Source organism: Albidovulum denitrificans, from assembly GCF_002973535.1.
In the GTDB taxonomy this organism is placed as follows: Bacteria; Pseudomonadota; Alphaproteobacteria; order Rhodobacterales; family Rhodobacteraceae; genus Albidovulum; species Albidovulum denitrificans.
In genome coordinates, this window is sequence record NZ_PVEP01000001.1 from 409,198 (window position 1) to 423,946 (window position 14,749).

Below are 14,749 nucleotides of genomic sequence, written 5' to 3' on the forward strand. Positions count from 1 at the left end.
GGCAAGGTCTTCTACTGCGCGGCCCCGTCCGCCCTATAGGGCCAGTTATCGGGGCGCATTAGGTCCAGCGCGCCGCAGCGCCGCGGCGATCAGCGCGATGCCCTCGGGAATGCGTGTCTGCGCGATCGAGGAATAGGCCAGCCGGTAATGGTTCGACGGCCCCGCCCCCGGTGCAAAGAAGACGCGGCCCGGCTCGATCAGCACCCCCTGCCCGCGCAGATCGGCCGCCAGCCGGTCGGTATCGACGCCTTCGGGCGCCCGCATCCAGAAGCTCGACCCGCCAAAGGCACCCTGCCCTGCGATCTCAAGCCCCTCGGCCCGGATCGCGTCATCCATCACCGTCCGGCGCCGCTTGTAGGCCTGGTTGAGCCGGTTGATGAGGGCATCGTAATGGCCCAGCGACAGGAAATAGGCGACCGTGCGCTGGATATGGCCCGGCGGGTGGCGCAGCATCGCGGCGCGCAGCGCGCGCGCCTCGCGGATGAACCCCTCGGAGGCCACAAGATAGCCAAGCCGAAGGCCCGGAAAAAGCGATTTCGAGAAGGAGCCGACATAGACCACCCGCCCTTCGCGGTCGAGCGACTTCAAGGCCGGCGCGGCGGGTTTCAGGAACGACATCTCGAATTCGTAGTCATCCTCGACCACGATGAAATCCTCATCCGCCGCGCGGGCCAGAAGCGCGGCGCGCCGTTCCACCGGCATGGTCGCATTGGTCGGGCAATGGTGGCTGGCGGTGGTAAAGACCGCGCGCACCCCGTCGGGCAATGCGGCGGGGGGCAGCCCCTCTTCATCCACCTCGACGGCGTGAATTTCCGCCCCCAACTGGCCAAGGATGGCGCGCAGCCCGGCATAGCAGGGGTTTTCGATCGCCACCCGCTCCCCCGGTCCCGCCAGCACCTCCGCCGCGATCCAAAGCGCGTTCTGCGCCCCCATGGTCAGCAGCACCTCCTCCGGCCGCGCGGCGATCCCGCGCCGGGGCAGGATGTTGCGGACGATATATTCGATCAGCATCGGGTCGTCGCGTTCGTAGAAATCGTCCGTCAACACCTCGAAATCACGCCGCCCGAGGGCGCGGAGCGCGCATTGCCGCCAGTTCTGATGGTCGAAAAGCGCCGCATCCGCCTGGCCGTAGATGAAGGGATAGGGGTAGGAATGCCAGTCCTGCGGCTTGGTCGCGACCGGATGGCGGGAAAAGCGCCGCCCGGTCCAGCGGTCCCAGTCGACGCCATCGCGCCGCGGCGCCTCATCCGCCGGGTAAAGCGTCGGCTGTGGCGCGGTGTCGGACACATAATAGCCCGACCGCCCGCGCGCGGCGAGGTAATCGCTGGATACCAGCTCCGTATAGGCCAGCGTCACGGTGATCCGGCTGACGCCGAGATGGCGCGCCAGGCGGCGGCTCGACGGCAGTTTTTCGCCCGCGCGGAAGCGGCCGCGCAGGATGCCCTCGGCCACCATCTGCTGGATCTCCTGCTGGAGCGTGCCGTTGAAACCGGGGGTAAGGAAGAAGGCTTCGGCGGGGATCATGGGCGACTGGACCTATGGGGTGGCATGACTGGACCTATGGAAGCCGGAAAGGCGCCCTGCGTCAAGCCGTCGCAGCAAAGGGGGGAACCGGCCCCAATTGTCCCCGCCCGACCATATTACCGCCATAGTGGTCGTGATATTAGGCGCGAAACCGAAACAGTCCGGCCCGTCGCATGACCAGTTCCTCCCCCGCCCTTACCGCCCCCAGGGCCAAGGCCCGCCCCGCCGCCGGGGTTGCCCTTGCCGTCGCGATCCCGGCCCTGCTCCTGGCCTTCCTCTGGGGCCGCACGGTCAACCACGACACCGCCTGGTTCCTGATCGCGACCCGCGACTGGCTGGAGGGCGCGCGGCTCTATGTCGATATATTCGAGGTGAACCCGCCCCTGAACTTCTACCTGACCGTGCCGCCCCTGATCCTGTCGGACCTGACCGGGATAAGCGGCCCGAACGCGCAATATGCGGTGATCTGCGCGGCAATGGCGGTCAGCCTTCTGACCTGCCTGCGGCTTTTCCCCAAGGACCTCGCCCGCTCCGCCCCGCGCAGCGCCGTGGCGCTTCTGGGGCTGGCCGTGGCGATGATCCTTCCGGCGATGAACGACATCGCGCAGCGCGAACAGGTGATGCTGATCCTGACCGCCCCCTGGCTGATCGCGCAGTTACCGCGCCGCGTGTCCCTGCCCCTGAGGACCGTCATCGCCACCGCCGCCGTCGCAGGCGTCGGCATCTGCCTGAAACCCTTCTTCCTGCTCATCCCGGCCTTCGTCACACTCTGGCAGGTGGCCGCCACGCGCAGCCTGAAACCGATCCTGTCGCCCGCCAACCTGACCATGGGCGCGGTGGGCCTTGCCTATGTCGGCGCCGTCTGGGCGCTGCATCCCGAATATTTCCGCGACGTGATCCCGCTGGCGCGCGACGTCTACGGCGCCATCGCGCTGCCGCAGGACCGCACGCTCGGCTTCCTGCTCGTCACTGCCGCGCCCTTCGCGCCTTTCGCCCTCGCGCTTCTGACCGGGCGCAATGTGCCGCCCGGCACGGGGATTTTCGCCGCCGCGGCCCTTGGCGGCCTCGCCTCCTACATCATCCAGTGGAACGGGTTTCAGTATCACACGATCCCGCTGGAAGGCTTCGCGCTGATGGCCTGCTTCTGGGTCCTCGCCCACAGCCCCCGGCCCACGCCCGTCGCCGCCCTTGCGTCCCTCGCCATAATCGGCGCGGGCTATGTCAGCTTTGCGCAAGGGCTTTACCGCAACCCGCAGCTTGACGAACTCACCGCGAACCTCGACCCCGCCTGGCAGGCCGACGGTGTCCTTGTCCTCTCCACCGAAGTGACCGCAGGCCCGCCCGTCGCCCTTGCCCTCGGTACAAGCTGGGCCGGGCGTTACCCGCATCTCTGGCCGATCCCCGGCGCGCTCAGCGCCCTCGCCGCCACCGATTGCGCCGCCGCGCCAGAGACATGCGCGCGCCTCAACGCCATCCTGACCCGCGTCCGGCAGGACATCGTCACGGATATCGAAAGCCACCACCCGGACCTTCTGATCTTCGACCGCGGCTACGGGTTCATCGACGACCAGAGCTTCACCTGGGACAGCTTCATGGCCCCCGCCCCGGACTGGCAGGCGATCCTGAAGGACTACCGCCCCGCCCGACCCTCGCGCCATTTCGACATCTTGCTGCGCTGCACGGGCGCCACCGGCCCGCGCGCCCAAAGCTGCGCAACGCTGCCGGACTGACCCCTCACCCTTTCATCGTGGCAAAAATACTCCGGGGGTGTGGGGGCAGCGCCCCCACATGGATCGCCCCGGCGTCAGCCGGGGCGAAACCCTTTCTCATAGCATTTCGGGTTTACACCGTATCAGAATTCGAACTTATTTCGTTCGAATTCCGATACTTCCTTTCTCAACGCAGACCCGAAACGCTTTAGCCAAAGACCTTGCTCAGCGCCTTGTCGATGGCCCCGGTGATCTCGTCGATGTCATCCGGGGTGGCGATCAGCGCGGGCGACAGGCAAAGCGTGTTGTTCAGGCCGGGGACCGAGCGGTTGGTCGCGCCGATGATGACGCCCTGCGCCATGCAGTCGGCCACCACCGCCTGCACGCTCTTCTCGTCCACCGGCTCTTTCGTCTGACGGTCGGCCACCAGCTCGGCGCCTAGGAACAGACCCTTGCCGCGCACGTCGCCGATCACCTTGTGCTTTTCCATCAGCGCGTGAAGGTTGCCCATCGCGCGCTCGCCCATCTTGACGGTATTGGCCAGAAGCCCCTCATCCTCGATGATGCGCATGTTCTCGATCGCCGCCGCGGGACCGGCCGTGCAGCCGCCGAAGGTGGAAATGTCGCGGAAATAGTTCAGGGGATCAGAGGCATCGTCCTTGAACATCTCAAAGACCGCCTCGGTCGTGACGCAACAGGCGATGGCGGCATAGCCCGAGGCGACACCCTTCGCCATGGTCACGAAATCCGGCTTGATGCCGTATTGCTGATAGCCGAACCAGGTGCCGGTGCGCCCGACGCCGCAGACGACCTCGTCGATATGCAAAAGGATGTCGTATTTCTTGCAGATCTCCTGCACCCGCTGCCAATAGCCCTCGGGCGGCGTGATGACGCCACCGCCCGCCGTCACGGGTTCAAGGCAAAGTCCGCCCACCGTATCCGGCCCCTCGGCCAGGATCACCTTCTCGATCTGGTCGGCCGCCCATTCGCCGTAATTCTCGACCGGCGCGCCCTCTTGCTTGCGGTATTCCATGCAATGCGGGACGCGGATGAAGCCCGGCGCGAAGGGGCCGTATTGCATGTTGCGCTCTTCCTGACCGCCCGCCGACATGGTGCCGATGGTGCCGCCGTGATAGTCCCGCTCGCGGTAGAGGATCTTGTACTTCTTGCCGCCATAGCGCTTGTGCGCGATCTGGCGGATCATCTTGAAGGCCTTCTCGTTCGCCTCCGAACCCGAGTTCGTGTAGTAGACCCGGCTCATCCCCGGCATCTTCTCGATCAGCTGCTTGGCAAAGATCGAACCGGGGATGGAGCCCGCCGAATTCGCGAAATAGTTGATGCGGATCAGCTGGTCGTAGACCGCCTTGGCGATCGACTCGCGGCCATAGCCCACGTTCACCGTCCAGACGCCGCCCGACACGGCATCCAGATGTTCCTTGCCCCGCGCGTCCCAGACCCGCATCCCCTTGCCCTCGACGATCACCCGCGGGTCGGTCGTCTCGAACGGTTTGTGCTGGATCAGGTGGTGCCAGATATGGGCGCGGTCGGCCTCGACCACTTCGGAAAGATCGTTGCTGTAGCGGGTGGTATCCATGGGGGGAGCCTTTCGGGATTGCGCATCAACGGGCCGGACGGGTCCGGGTTTCCTGCTTCGGGGAAGGTCACCATGAAACCCGCGCGCGCCGTATGTCCAGATCGAACCCTCATCTCGGTCCAGAAATCGCCGCACGGGCCGGTGCGGGACCGCGCAAAGGCGGCTCTGGCCTTATCCCGCTTGCGCTAACTGGTCCTATGACCCAAGGTGAACGGACCCCATAGTGGGACCCAAGCGGGACGGTCCACGATCCTCGCGGGAACAGGGAGAACGACATGAAGAAGACTTTTCTGACGACCACCGTCGCGGCCATGGCCTTTGTGGCCGGAACGCAGGGCGCCTTGGCGCTCGATGAAATCACGGTGGCCTATTTCCTCGAATGGCCGATGCCCTTCGAATACGCCAAGCAGATGGGAACCTATGACGAGGAGATGGGCGTCAAGGTGAACTGGCGCGCCTTCGACACCGGCACCGCGATGTCGGCCGCCATGGCCTCGGGCGACGTGCAGATCGCGGTCAGCCAGGGCGTGCCGCCCTTCGTCGTCGCCACCTCGGCCGGGCAGGACCTTCAGACCATCGCCGTCGCCGTGTCCTATTCCGAGAACGACAACTGCGTCGTGCGCTCGGACCTTGAGATCACCAAGGAGAATGCCGCCGATCTTGCGGGCAAGAAGGTCGCCGTGCCGCTGGGGACCGCCGCGCATTACGGCTTCCTGCGGCAGATGGACCATTTCGGCATCGACCTTGCCTCGCTCGACGTGGTCGACATGGCCCCGCCGGAAGGTGCCGCGGCGCTGGCGCAGGGCGCGGTCGACATGGCCTGCGGCTATGGCGGCGGCCTGACCCGGATGAAGGAGCACGGCAACGTCCTTCTGACCGGGGCCGAGAAGGAAGACCTTGGCATCCTCGTCTTCGACGTGATCTCCGCCCCGGCAAGCTTCGTGGCCGAGAACCCGGACCTTGCGGCGAAGTTCATGAAGGTGACGGAAGACGCCAATGACATGTGGAACGAAGGATCCAAGCAGGAGGAGATGCTGAAGGTCATTGCCGCCGATTCCGGTCAGGACATCGACACGGCGAAGCAGGCCATCTCCACCATGGTCTTCCCCTCGATCGACGAACAACTGTCCGCCAAGTGGCTGGGCGGCAATGCGCAGACCTTCATGAAGGGCGTCAGCCAGGTCTTCGTCGACGCGGGCTCCATCCCCGCGGCGCGCGACAGCTATGACGGGGCCGTCAACACCGGCCCGCTGGAGGCCGCGAAAGGCATGTAACCCCCTTTCCCTGCGCGCGGCCCGGTCGATGCACCGGGCCGCGACTTCTCCATCGGGACCAGAGGGACATGACCGGACTTATCATCGACAATATCTCCATGCGCTTCGACCTGCCGAACGGCAGTTCCGTGCAGGCGCTGAAAAACGTCTCGCTTCACCTTCAACCGGGGGAGCTTTTGTCGGTCCTCGGCCCGTCGGGCTGTGGCAAGACCACGCTTCTGAACATCCTCGCCGGTTTCCTCGCCCCCACCGAAGGCAAGGTCACGCTGGACGGCAAGCGCGTGAACGGCCCCGGCCCGGAACGCGGGATGGTGTTCCAGCAGGGCGCGCTGTTCGAATGGATGAGCGTGCGCAAGAACGTCGATTTCGGCCCCCGCATGAAGGGCATGGCCGAGGCGGAGCGGAATGCCATCACCGATCATCTTCTCGAAACCGTCGGCCTTCAGGATTTCAAGGACAAGGCGGTCTATGAACTTTCGGGCGGGATGCAGCAGCGTGTGGCGCTGGCCCGGTGCCTGGCCAACGAACCGCAGGTCGTGCTGATGGACGAACCCTTGGGCGCGCTCGACGCGCTGACGCGGGAAAAGATGCAGGGTCTGGTCCTGAAGCTCTGGAAGGAGACCGGCAAGACCGTGATCCTCATCACCCATTCGGTCGAGGAGGCGCTGCTTCTGGGCGAACGGCTTCTGGTCATGGCGCCGCGACCGGGCCGCATCTTCAAGGAATACCGCCTGCCCTTCGCCGATGACGGCGTCGGCAAGGACCTGCGCGAGGTCAAGAAATCCGCAGGCTTCGCCGAGCGGCGGGAAGAGATCCTGTCGATGATCTGGGGCATGGAGGAAGAGATCATGGGCCGCGCCGAGGGGGCCGAGGCATGATCGTTCTTGTCTTCTATATCGCGCTTTTCATCCTCTCCTATATCATCGTCCGCCTGATCCGCACCCGCCGCGCGGCGCGCAACGATTTCACCAGCCTCAAGACCGTGACCTTCGGCGACGAAAGCGCCATCGTCCCCGACCGTGTCGCCTCGGTCATCTCGGTCCTGACCATCTTCCTGATCTGGGGCGCCTTCACCGGGTCGAAATACGTCCCCCTCCACGTCCCCGGCCCGTTCATCGGCGAGACGTCCTTTACCTACACCGCCAGGGATGCCTCCGGCGCGACGGATAGCGCGACGGTTCATGTCACCGTGACCGAGCCGCGCCAGTCCGGCGCCGCGCCTGATCCCGCGCCCGGCGACGGTTTTGCCAAGGATGACGGCGCCACGGTGCAGGCCTGGCGCAGCGTGCTGATCCGCCCCGCCGCGAATGACGAGGGCGCGGGGGACGGCTACAGCATCACCGCCGTGGACGGCACACCCATCGCCACCGACCAGAAGGTCAAGCTTGCCGATGGCAGCGTCACGCTGACCTCGAAAGGGTCGCTGAACTTCGAACCTTACTCCGGCTGGCAGATGGAGCCGATCTGGCTCCCCTCGCCCGAGGCCGTCGTGGCGCGGTTTTTCGAGATCGCGACCAACGGCTATCAGAACACATCGCTTCTGGGCCACCTGACCGCCTCGCTCCTGCGGGTCCTCGCCGGGTTCTTCTTCGGCTCGCTCGTCGGCATTCCGCTGGGTTACGCCATGGGCCTCTCGAACTGGTTCCGGGGCTGGTTCGACCCGATCGTCGAATTCATGCGCCCGGTGCCGCCCTTGGCGCTGATCCCGCTGGTCATCATCTGGTTCGGCATCTGGGAAACGGGCAAGATCGTCCTTCTCTTCCTTGCCGCGCTCTGGATCATGACCATCGCGGCGCGGGCGGGCGTGTCGGGGGTGAAAATCTCAAAGATCCACGCCGCCTATTCGCTTGGCGCCTCGAAATGGCAGATCATGCGCCATGTCATCATCCCCAATTCCCTGCCCGACATCTTCACCGGCGCGCGGGTCGCGATGGGGGTCTGCTGGGGGACCGTGGTCGCCGCCGAACTGGTCGCGGCGCAGAAAGGCGCGGGGATGATGATCATCGCGGCGTCGAAATTCCAGCTTACCGACATCGTCGTGATGGGGATCATCCTGATCGGCATCATCGGCTATGGCATCGACATCCTGATGCGGATGGCCGAACGCTGGCTGGTGCCGTGGAAGGGGCGCGGATAGGCGTGTGACCGCCGGGATCAACCGATGATTGAGGCGGATTTCCCCATTCTCGCCATATTTGCGGCAAAGAATCACCACTGCCCTCTGGCCTTCTGCTATCACACGGAAACGTCAGAGAGCTGCCAATGACGCCGATCATCATGCATGCGGGCCGCATGGTCCGCAAAGGGGCGCGGTTCGTCACTCTAGCCGCTGCCATCGCCATCCTCCCGGACGCCGGCGCCTTCGCCGCGCAACCGCCCGACCAGATGAGAATCCGCAAGGCCATCTCGGCGCCCGCGGGTGCTGCGGACCTGTGCGGCCGCTACAGCTGGGCCTGCGCCCGCACCGGGCGGCTGAACATGTCGGACGCCAGCGCGATGAGCGTCGCCAGGGGCATCAACGGCAAGATCAACCGCGCTGTCCGCCCGGTTTCCGACCGGAGCCAGTACGGGACCGAAGAATACTGGACCCTTCCCTCGGCCCGTGGTGGCGATTGCGAGGATGTGGTGCTGGCGAAGAAAAAGGCGCTGATGGCAGCGGGCGTGTCGCCCGACCGGCTGCTGATCGCGACCGTTCTGGACCGCAACCGGGGCAGCCACGCCGTTCTGGTGATCCGCACCGCATCGGCCGATTATGTGCTGGACAGCCTGACGAGTTCGATCAAGCCCTGGCGCGCGACCGGCTACAGCTTTCTGAAGATGCAGGATCCGGCGCGCCCCTCGCGCTGGAACGCGATCTTCTCGGGCGGGATCTTCGCGACCCGCGCCTGAAGCGGGCGGGCGGCACACGGCGGATAAAGGAACGGCGCGCCAGCCTGGGCTGACGCGCCGTTTTTTTCATGCGTTACGGCAGGCCGTTGACCGGCCCCGCGCCGCGATCAGTTCCAGCCGCTACCCGGACCGTAGGTGTCACGCCAGTGATCGTACCCGTCCGGGTCGGTGTTGGAATCCGGCTCAGGCGGGCGCGACCCGCCGGTGCCGGTGCCGCCGTTATCGCCACCGCCGTTGTCACCACCGCCGTTGTCACCACCGCCGGTATCACCACCGCCGGTGCCGCCGCCAAGGTCACCGCCGCCACCGCGGCGGTCCGGCTCGGTCGCCGTCGTCGCCGTCGCGGTATTGGTCAGAACCGCCGCCACGGCCGGGCAGGATTCAAGCGTCCATTCCAGGATCGTCGGGAAATCTTCACTGCGCTGGATCGCCCGGATCTCGCGCGTCGTGAACTCCTGCCGGTCGCAGATCGGATCGCAGGAATTGGCCAGCCCAAGGCCCGGCACGCATTGCGCCGCACCACCCGAAGCGCCACCCGACGTCCCGGCCGTGCGCGTCACCGCCGCACCGCCCGCCAGACCGGCCGCGCCACCGGCGCCGCCCGAACTCCCCGGCAGGCTCGCCGTCGCCCCGTCACCAAGGACAGAGGCCACACCCGCGCACTGATCCGCCGTATAGCGCAGGATCAGCTCATAATCGCTCCGCTTCTGGATCTTGCGGATCTCGGATCGCGTAAACTGCCTGCGGTCGCACAGACGGTAGATCTCCTCCGGGACGATCAGCCGCGTATTCGCCTGGGCCGCAGTCGGCGCCGTGAGCATACCACCTACAACAAGAGACATCGCTGCCGCAGCAGCAACAGACGTACCATTCAACCACTTCATTGCGCACCTCCTGGCGGAATGCGCGCCCCCACCCATTGAGGTCGCTCTGCCCGCCAAATCAACACTGCAAAACTTAGCAGATTTGGCCTTAATTTAAACTTACCTGCGGCAAATTCATGGCACATGTTGCGAAAATGCGAACAGTTTGCGCTAGATGTGAGGGTTTGGCGCCTCTGCACCCCGGTGACTGTTCGCGAATTTGCAACTTTTTAGATAATGCAAATCTATCGAATCTCCTCAAGGTAGAAACTGAGTCTCTTCCGCCACCGCTTCGCCACCCCGCCTTCCACCGCCGCTGATTTGCGCCTAACCTGCGCCGCCCAAGGCAGGAGGATCGGCATGGCCGAAAAGGCAGGCATCAGGCGGGTCGCCGTCACCGGGGCAAGCGGGTTCATCGGCCGCGCTCTGGTGGCGGCGTTGGCGGCCGAGGGGGTCGCGGTCACGGCCCTGTCGCGCGGCCCGATGCCACGCGGCACCGGCACGAACCTCCGCCTGATCGCGGGCGACCTGCGCGATGCGGACAGCGTCGCCCGGCTGCTGGAGGGCGCCGACACGCTTTATAACCTCGCCTATGACGTCCGCGCCTCGGGCGCCGACAATCTGACCGCCTTCGACACGCTTCTGGCCGGGGCCAGGGCGGCCGGGACGCGGCGGATCGTGCATCTGTCGTCGGTGGTCGTCTACGACGCCTGGCCCGATGCCGATTGCGTCGAGACCGGCGCGATGACGCCCCGCGCGCCCGGCTCCTACCGCGACACGAAGATCGCGATGGAGGGGCGGCTGGCGGCCTCTGGCCTTTCCGCCGCGATCCTGCAACCCACCATCGTCTACGGCCCCGGATCGCGCCTCTGGACCGACCGGCTGGCCGACGCGCTTATGATGGGCGAGATGGTGCTGCCCGCGCCCGAGGGGCTGTGCAACGGCGTCCATGTCGATGATCTGGTGCAGGCCTGCCGCCTTGCCGCCCCCCCCGCCGCGCCGGACGGGCGGTTCATCGTCTCCGGCCCTGCGCCCTTTGCCTGGTCCGACCTCCTGCGCGGCTATGCGGCGATCCTTGGCAAAGGCACGGTGCGGCACGTCCCGGTGGCCGACCTGCTCGCCCGTCTCGGCCCCGCGCCCGAGGCGCCGCCCCCCGCCGCCCCGTCCCTGCCCGCCCGGCTCAGCGCGGCGGCGCGGAGCCGCCTTGGCCATGACCGGGTCGATGCGCTTAGCCGCTGGCTGAAGGCGCGGCTTCGCAAGGGCGGCACCTTCTGGCCCGACCGGCATCTGATCGAGGAATTCTCCGGCACCGGCACCTGCCATATCGACCATGCCCGCACCGCCCTTGGCTATGCGCCGCGCCATGACCTGCAAAGCGGCCTTGCCGCCACCGCCGATTACCTGAAAACGCTGCGTCCCTGACCCGTGACAGCCTAGCCCCGTCCGCGGATCTGGCCGCGCGCCAGCAGGCCGACGGCGGCCAGGCCGACCGCGATCACCAGAAGCGCGGGCGGCGCGGCCTGACCAAGCTGCTCAAGGCTCGCCTTCTCATGCACGCGCGTGGCCAGCGTGTCGAAGTTGAAGGGCCGCAGCAGCAGCGTCGCGGGCAGTTCCTTGACGCAATCGACGAAGACCAGCAGCAGCGCCGTCGCGACAGACCCGCGCATCAGCGGCAGGTAGACCTCGCGCAGCGCACCGCCAAGACCCCGGCCCAGCGACCGTGCGGCCATCGGCAGGGATGGCGGCACCCGGCCGAAGGCGGCATCGGTCGCGCCCTGGGCAATCGCGAAGAAGCGCACCGAATAGGCCAGCACGATCGCGGCGGCGGACCCGGTGATGAGAAGGCCCGGATCGGTCCCGGTCAGCCACAGGATCAGGTCGGCCAGACGGTGATCGAAGGCCGCCATCGGGATCAGGATGCCGACCGCCAGCACCGCGCCCGGCGCGGCGTAGCCGATGGTCGTCACCGGCAGCAGCAGGCGCGGCAGCTTGCGCCCGGTCAGGCGCACCCCGTAAACCATGAAAAGCGCCCCCGCGACCGTCAGCACCGCCGCCCCGCCGCCCACCGTCAGCGTGTTGAAGAAGGCGCGTCCCAGACCGGGGCTGACCCAGCCCGCGCCCTGCGCCAGCGCGTGCGACAGGATCACCGCGACCGGCAGGACAAAGCCCATCGCCACCGGCAGAAGGCAAAGGACCGTCGCGATCCAGCCCGCGAGCCCGCCCAGCGGGATCTTCGCCACCGGGCGAGGCTGGCGCGCGGACTGGTAGTAGCGCGACTTTCTCCGGCTGGACTTTTCCAAGGCCACCAGCGCCAGGATCACCCCCAGCATGACGCAGGCGATCTGTGCCGCGCCGCCCGCATTGCCGGTTTCCAGCCAGACGGTGAAGATGCCCATGGTCAGGGTCTGCACCCCGAAGAAATCGACGACACCGAAATCGTTCACCGTCTCCATCATCACGATGGCCGATCCGGCCGCGATGGCGGGCCGCGCCAGAGGCAGGCCCACGCGCCAGAAAAGCGACAGGGCTCCGGCGCCAAGCGCGCGGGCGACCTCATAGCTTCCCGCCGATTGTTCGCGGAACGCCGCGCGGGCCAGCATGTAGACATAAGGATAAAGCGCCGAGGCCAGCACGATCACTGCGGCCCAGCGGCTGCGGATCTGCGGGAAAACGTAATCGCGCGCCGAATTCCACCCCATCGCCTCGCGCAGCATGGTCTGCACCGGGCCGGAATAGTCGAGGAAATCGACCAGCGCATAGGCCCCGACATAGGCCGGGATCGACAGCGGCAGCAGCAAAAGCCATTCCAGCACCCGCGCGCCCGGAAAGCGGTACATGGTCACGATCCACGCCGCCCCCGTCCCCACCGCCGCCGCCAGAAGCCCGGTGCCAAGCGTCAGGATCGCGGTATTGGCTGCGTAGCGCGGCAGGGTGGTGGCCAGAAGATGCGGCCAGATGTTTTCCGTCGGGTGGAAGGCCAGCACCAGAACCGACAGGATCGGCATCAGGACGATGGCCGCGATCGCCACCGCGCCCGCCGACCACGGCCCGCCGCCGGGGCGAATACCCCGCCTGCGTGTGGAGCGGGGGGCGCCAAGAAACTGAGCGTTTTGGTCGGTCATGCCAGCGGGTTACAGGAAAGCGGTTTTCCTGTCCAGCGAGCGCGTATACACCGTAACCAGAACCGGGTGGACCCGGCGAAACGGACGGAGCGGACGCGGATTGATGGATATTGCGCTGCATCTCGGGGTGCATTGCACGGATGAAGAACGGCTGCTGCTGGCGCTGATGAAGAACCGCGCGGCGCTGGCCCAGGCGGGAACGCTGGTCCCCGCCTCGCGCAGCTATCGCCAGATGCTGCCGAAACTGGTCCGCAGCCTGCGCGGGGCGCCTGCGGGCGGCGACGCGCAGGAAATGCTGCGCGACGCACTTCTGGGCGAGAAGACGGCGAAGCGGCTGATCCTGAGCCATGAAAACCTGTCCTGCTTTCCGGCGCAGGCGGTGGGGCCGCAGGGGCTTTACCCCTATCTCGACCTGCGGCTGGCGGCGCTGGCCAATATCTTCCCCACCGACCGCTGCCATTTCTACGTCGCGCTGCGCAATCCCGCGACGCTGGTGCCGGAACTTCTGCGCAAGACCAAGACGCCCTCTCTGACCGAGGCTTTGGGCGATCTCGACCCGCGCGAATTGCGCTGGGGTCCGCTTCTGCTGCGCATGCTCGAAGCGGTGCCGGATGCCGAACTGGTGTTCTGGTGCAATGAGGACACGCCGCTTCTCTGGCCCGACATCCTGGCCGAGATCGCGGGCGACGGCGCCCCCGCCGCGCTTGAGGGCGAGGACGACATGCTGTCGCTTCTGCTGACCGATGAGGGAATGGCAGAGCTTCAGGCCTTCGTCGAAACCGCCGACGGCCATTTCACCCCCGACCGGCGCCGCAACGTGACCGCCGATTTCCTCGAACGCTATGCCCGCCCCGAGGAGATGGAGGTCACGATCGACCTGCCCGGCTGGACGCCGGAGCTGATCGCGGAGCTGACGGCGGGCTATGACGAGGATGTCGCCCGCATATCGGCCCTGCCCGGCGTGCGGTTCCTGCTGCCCTGAGGGGCCTCAGGCCATGCCAAGTGCGGCCTTGTACATCTCAAGCACCGCCTCTTCCTCGGCCAGATCGTCCTTGTCGCGCTTGCGCAGCGCGATCACCTTGCGCATCACCTTGGTGTCGTAGCCGCGGCCCTTGGCCTCGGCCATCACCTCTTTCTGCTGATCGGCGATGTCCTGCTTTTCCGCCTCCAGATGCTCATACCGTTCGATGAACTGGCGCAGCTCATCGGCGGCAACGTTGTAGGTGGCGTCGGAAACCTGGTCGTTCATCCTGCTCTCCTTGGGTCCGGTTTGGTGCCTGACTAAAGCGTTTCGGGTTTTCGTTGAGAAAGTAAGTATCAGAATTCGAACAAAATAAGTTCGAATTCTGATACGGTGCAAACCCGAAACGCTATAGTCGCTTGGCCGCCGCCCTTCAAGCCGCTTCGGGCTTGCCCCGCCCCGGCCCCCGCGTTAAAGCGTTTCGGGTTTTCGTTGAGAAAGTAAGTATCGGAATTCGAACGAAACAAGTTCAAATTCTGATTCAGTGTAAACCCGAAATGCTATAGGGCTGCGGGCCAGAAACGGAGGTCGGCATGGATTGGCTCATCTGGACCGGGGCGGCGGTGACGCTTCTCGGGGTTGCGGTTCTGATCTGGTGCGTGATGGCGATTGCCCGCGCCCGATCCGCGGGCCTGCCGGAGACCGCGCTTCGGGCAAAGCTTCAGCGGGTGATCGCGCTGAATTTCGGCGCGCTGGCGCTGTCGGCCATCGGGCTGATGATGGTCGTGATCGGCATCGTCCTGAAATAGCGGC

General features: G+C 66.1%; 13 protein-coding genes. 8 read left to right on the forward strand and 5 right to left on the reverse strand.

Annotated elements, in window-relative coordinates; all coding sequences use genetic code 11:
- Window positions 1-45: 45 nt before the first annotated feature.
- On the reverse strand, window positions 46-1,524 hold the full coding sequence (gene pdxR, locus LX70_RS01910; RefSeq protein ID WP_105512838.1) for a MocR-like pyridoxine biosynthesis transcription factor PdxR: 1,479 nt from the start codon (window positions 1,522-1,524) through the stop codon (window positions 46-48).
- A 173-nt stretch (window positions 1,525-1,697) separates the two neighbouring features.
- On the opposite strand from pdxR, the gene LX70_RS01915 reads away from it, so the two are divergent.
- The gene (locus LX70_RS01915; protein ID WP_105512839.1) at window positions 1,698-3,254 is read left to right on the forward strand and encodes a hypothetical protein; all 1,557 of its coding nucleotides are present in this window, start codon (window positions 1,698-1,700) and stop codon (window positions 3,252-3,254) included.
- A 187-nt stretch (window positions 3,255-3,441) separates the two neighbouring features.
- Here LX70_RS01915 and LX70_RS01920 read toward each other — a convergent pair whose 3' ends face one another.
- Window positions 3,442-4,827 carry an aminotransferase family protein gene (locus tag LX70_RS01920; RefSeq protein WP_105512840.1) on the reverse strand — a complete coding sequence of 462 codons (1,386 nt, stop codon included), beginning with the start codon at window positions 4,825-4,827 and terminating at the stop codon, window positions 3,442-3,444.
- Between the two features lie 275 nt (window positions 4,828-5,102).
- Here LX70_RS01920 and LX70_RS01925 point away from each other — a divergent pair, with 275 nt between their 5' ends.
- From LX70_RS01925 to LX70_RS01940, 4 genes are all read left to right on the forward strand, one after another.
- Window positions 5,103-6,101, forward strand: coding sequence for a taurine ABC transporter substrate-binding protein (locus LX70_RS01925; RefSeq protein WP_105512841.1), 999 nt, complete (start codon window positions 5,103-5,105; stop codon window positions 6,099-6,101).
- A 68-nt stretch (window positions 6,102-6,169) separates the two neighbouring features.
- Complete coding sequence (locus LX70_RS01930; RefSeq protein ID WP_105512842.1) at window positions 6,170-6,979, forward strand: taurine ABC transporter ATP-binding protein; 810 nt, start codon at window positions 6,170-6,172, stop codon at window positions 6,977-6,979.
- Window positions 6,976-8,238 carry an ABC transporter permease subunit gene (locus LX70_RS01935; RefSeq protein WP_105512843.1) on the forward strand — a complete coding sequence of 421 codons (1,263 nt, stop codon included), beginning with the start codon at window positions 6,976-6,978 and terminating at the stop codon, window positions 8,236-8,238. The genes LX70_RS01930 and LX70_RS01935 overlap by 4 nt, the downstream gene beginning before the upstream one ends.
- 125 nt (window positions 8,239-8,363) lie before the next feature.
- Entirely contained in the window at window positions 8,364-8,990 is a 627-nt protein-coding gene (locus LX70_RS01940; protein ID WP_105512844.1) for a transglutaminase-like cysteine peptidase, read from the forward strand.
- A gap of 107 nt (window positions 8,991-9,097) precedes the next feature.
- On the opposite strand, the gene LX70_RS20605 is transcribed toward LX70_RS01940, so the two are convergent.
- Window positions 9,098-9,832, reverse strand: a complete 735-nt coding sequence (locus LX70_RS20605) for a hypothetical protein (RefSeq protein WP_211301646.1) — start codon at window positions 9,830-9,832, stop codon at window positions 9,098-9,100.
- 381 nt (window positions 9,833-10,213) lie between these two features.
- Here LX70_RS20605 and LX70_RS01950 point away from each other — a divergent pair, with 381 nt between their 5' ends.
- Window positions 10,214-11,275, forward strand: a complete 1,062-nt coding sequence (locus LX70_RS01950; RefSeq protein WP_105512845.1) for an NAD-dependent epimerase/dehydratase family protein — start codon at window positions 10,214-10,216, stop codon at window positions 11,273-11,275.
- 11 nt (window positions 11,276-11,286) lie between these two features.
- On the opposite strand, the gene LX70_RS01955 is transcribed toward LX70_RS01950, so the two are convergent.
- Window positions 11,287-12,975, reverse strand: coding sequence for an ABC transporter permease (locus tag LX70_RS01955; RefSeq protein WP_105512846.1), 1,689 nt, complete (start codon window positions 12,973-12,975; stop codon window positions 11,287-11,289).
- 103 nt (window positions 12,976-13,078) lie between these two features.
- Here LX70_RS01955 and LX70_RS01960 point away from each other — a divergent pair, with 103 nt between their 5' ends.
- Complete coding sequence (locus LX70_RS01960; RefSeq protein WP_105512847.1) at window positions 13,079-13,957, forward strand: hypothetical protein; 879 nt, start codon at window positions 13,079-13,081, stop codon at window positions 13,955-13,957.
- Between the two features lie 6 nt (window positions 13,958-13,963).
- On the opposite strand, the gene LX70_RS01965 is transcribed toward LX70_RS01960, so the two are convergent.
- Window positions 13,964-14,224 (reverse strand): DUF2312 domain-containing protein, encoded by a 261-nt coding sequence (locus LX70_RS01965; RefSeq protein ID WP_105512848.1) that lies wholly within the window; start codon window positions 14,222-14,224, stop codon window positions 13,964-13,966.
- 305 nt (window positions 14,225-14,529) lie between these two features.
- Between LX70_RS01965 and LX70_RS01970 the strand changes: the two genes are divergently transcribed.
- Window positions 14,530-14,745, forward strand: a complete 216-nt coding sequence (locus LX70_RS01970; protein ID WP_105512849.1) for a hypothetical protein — start codon at window positions 14,530-14,532, stop codon at window positions 14,743-14,745.
- Window positions 14,746-14,749 lie beyond the last annotated feature (4 nt).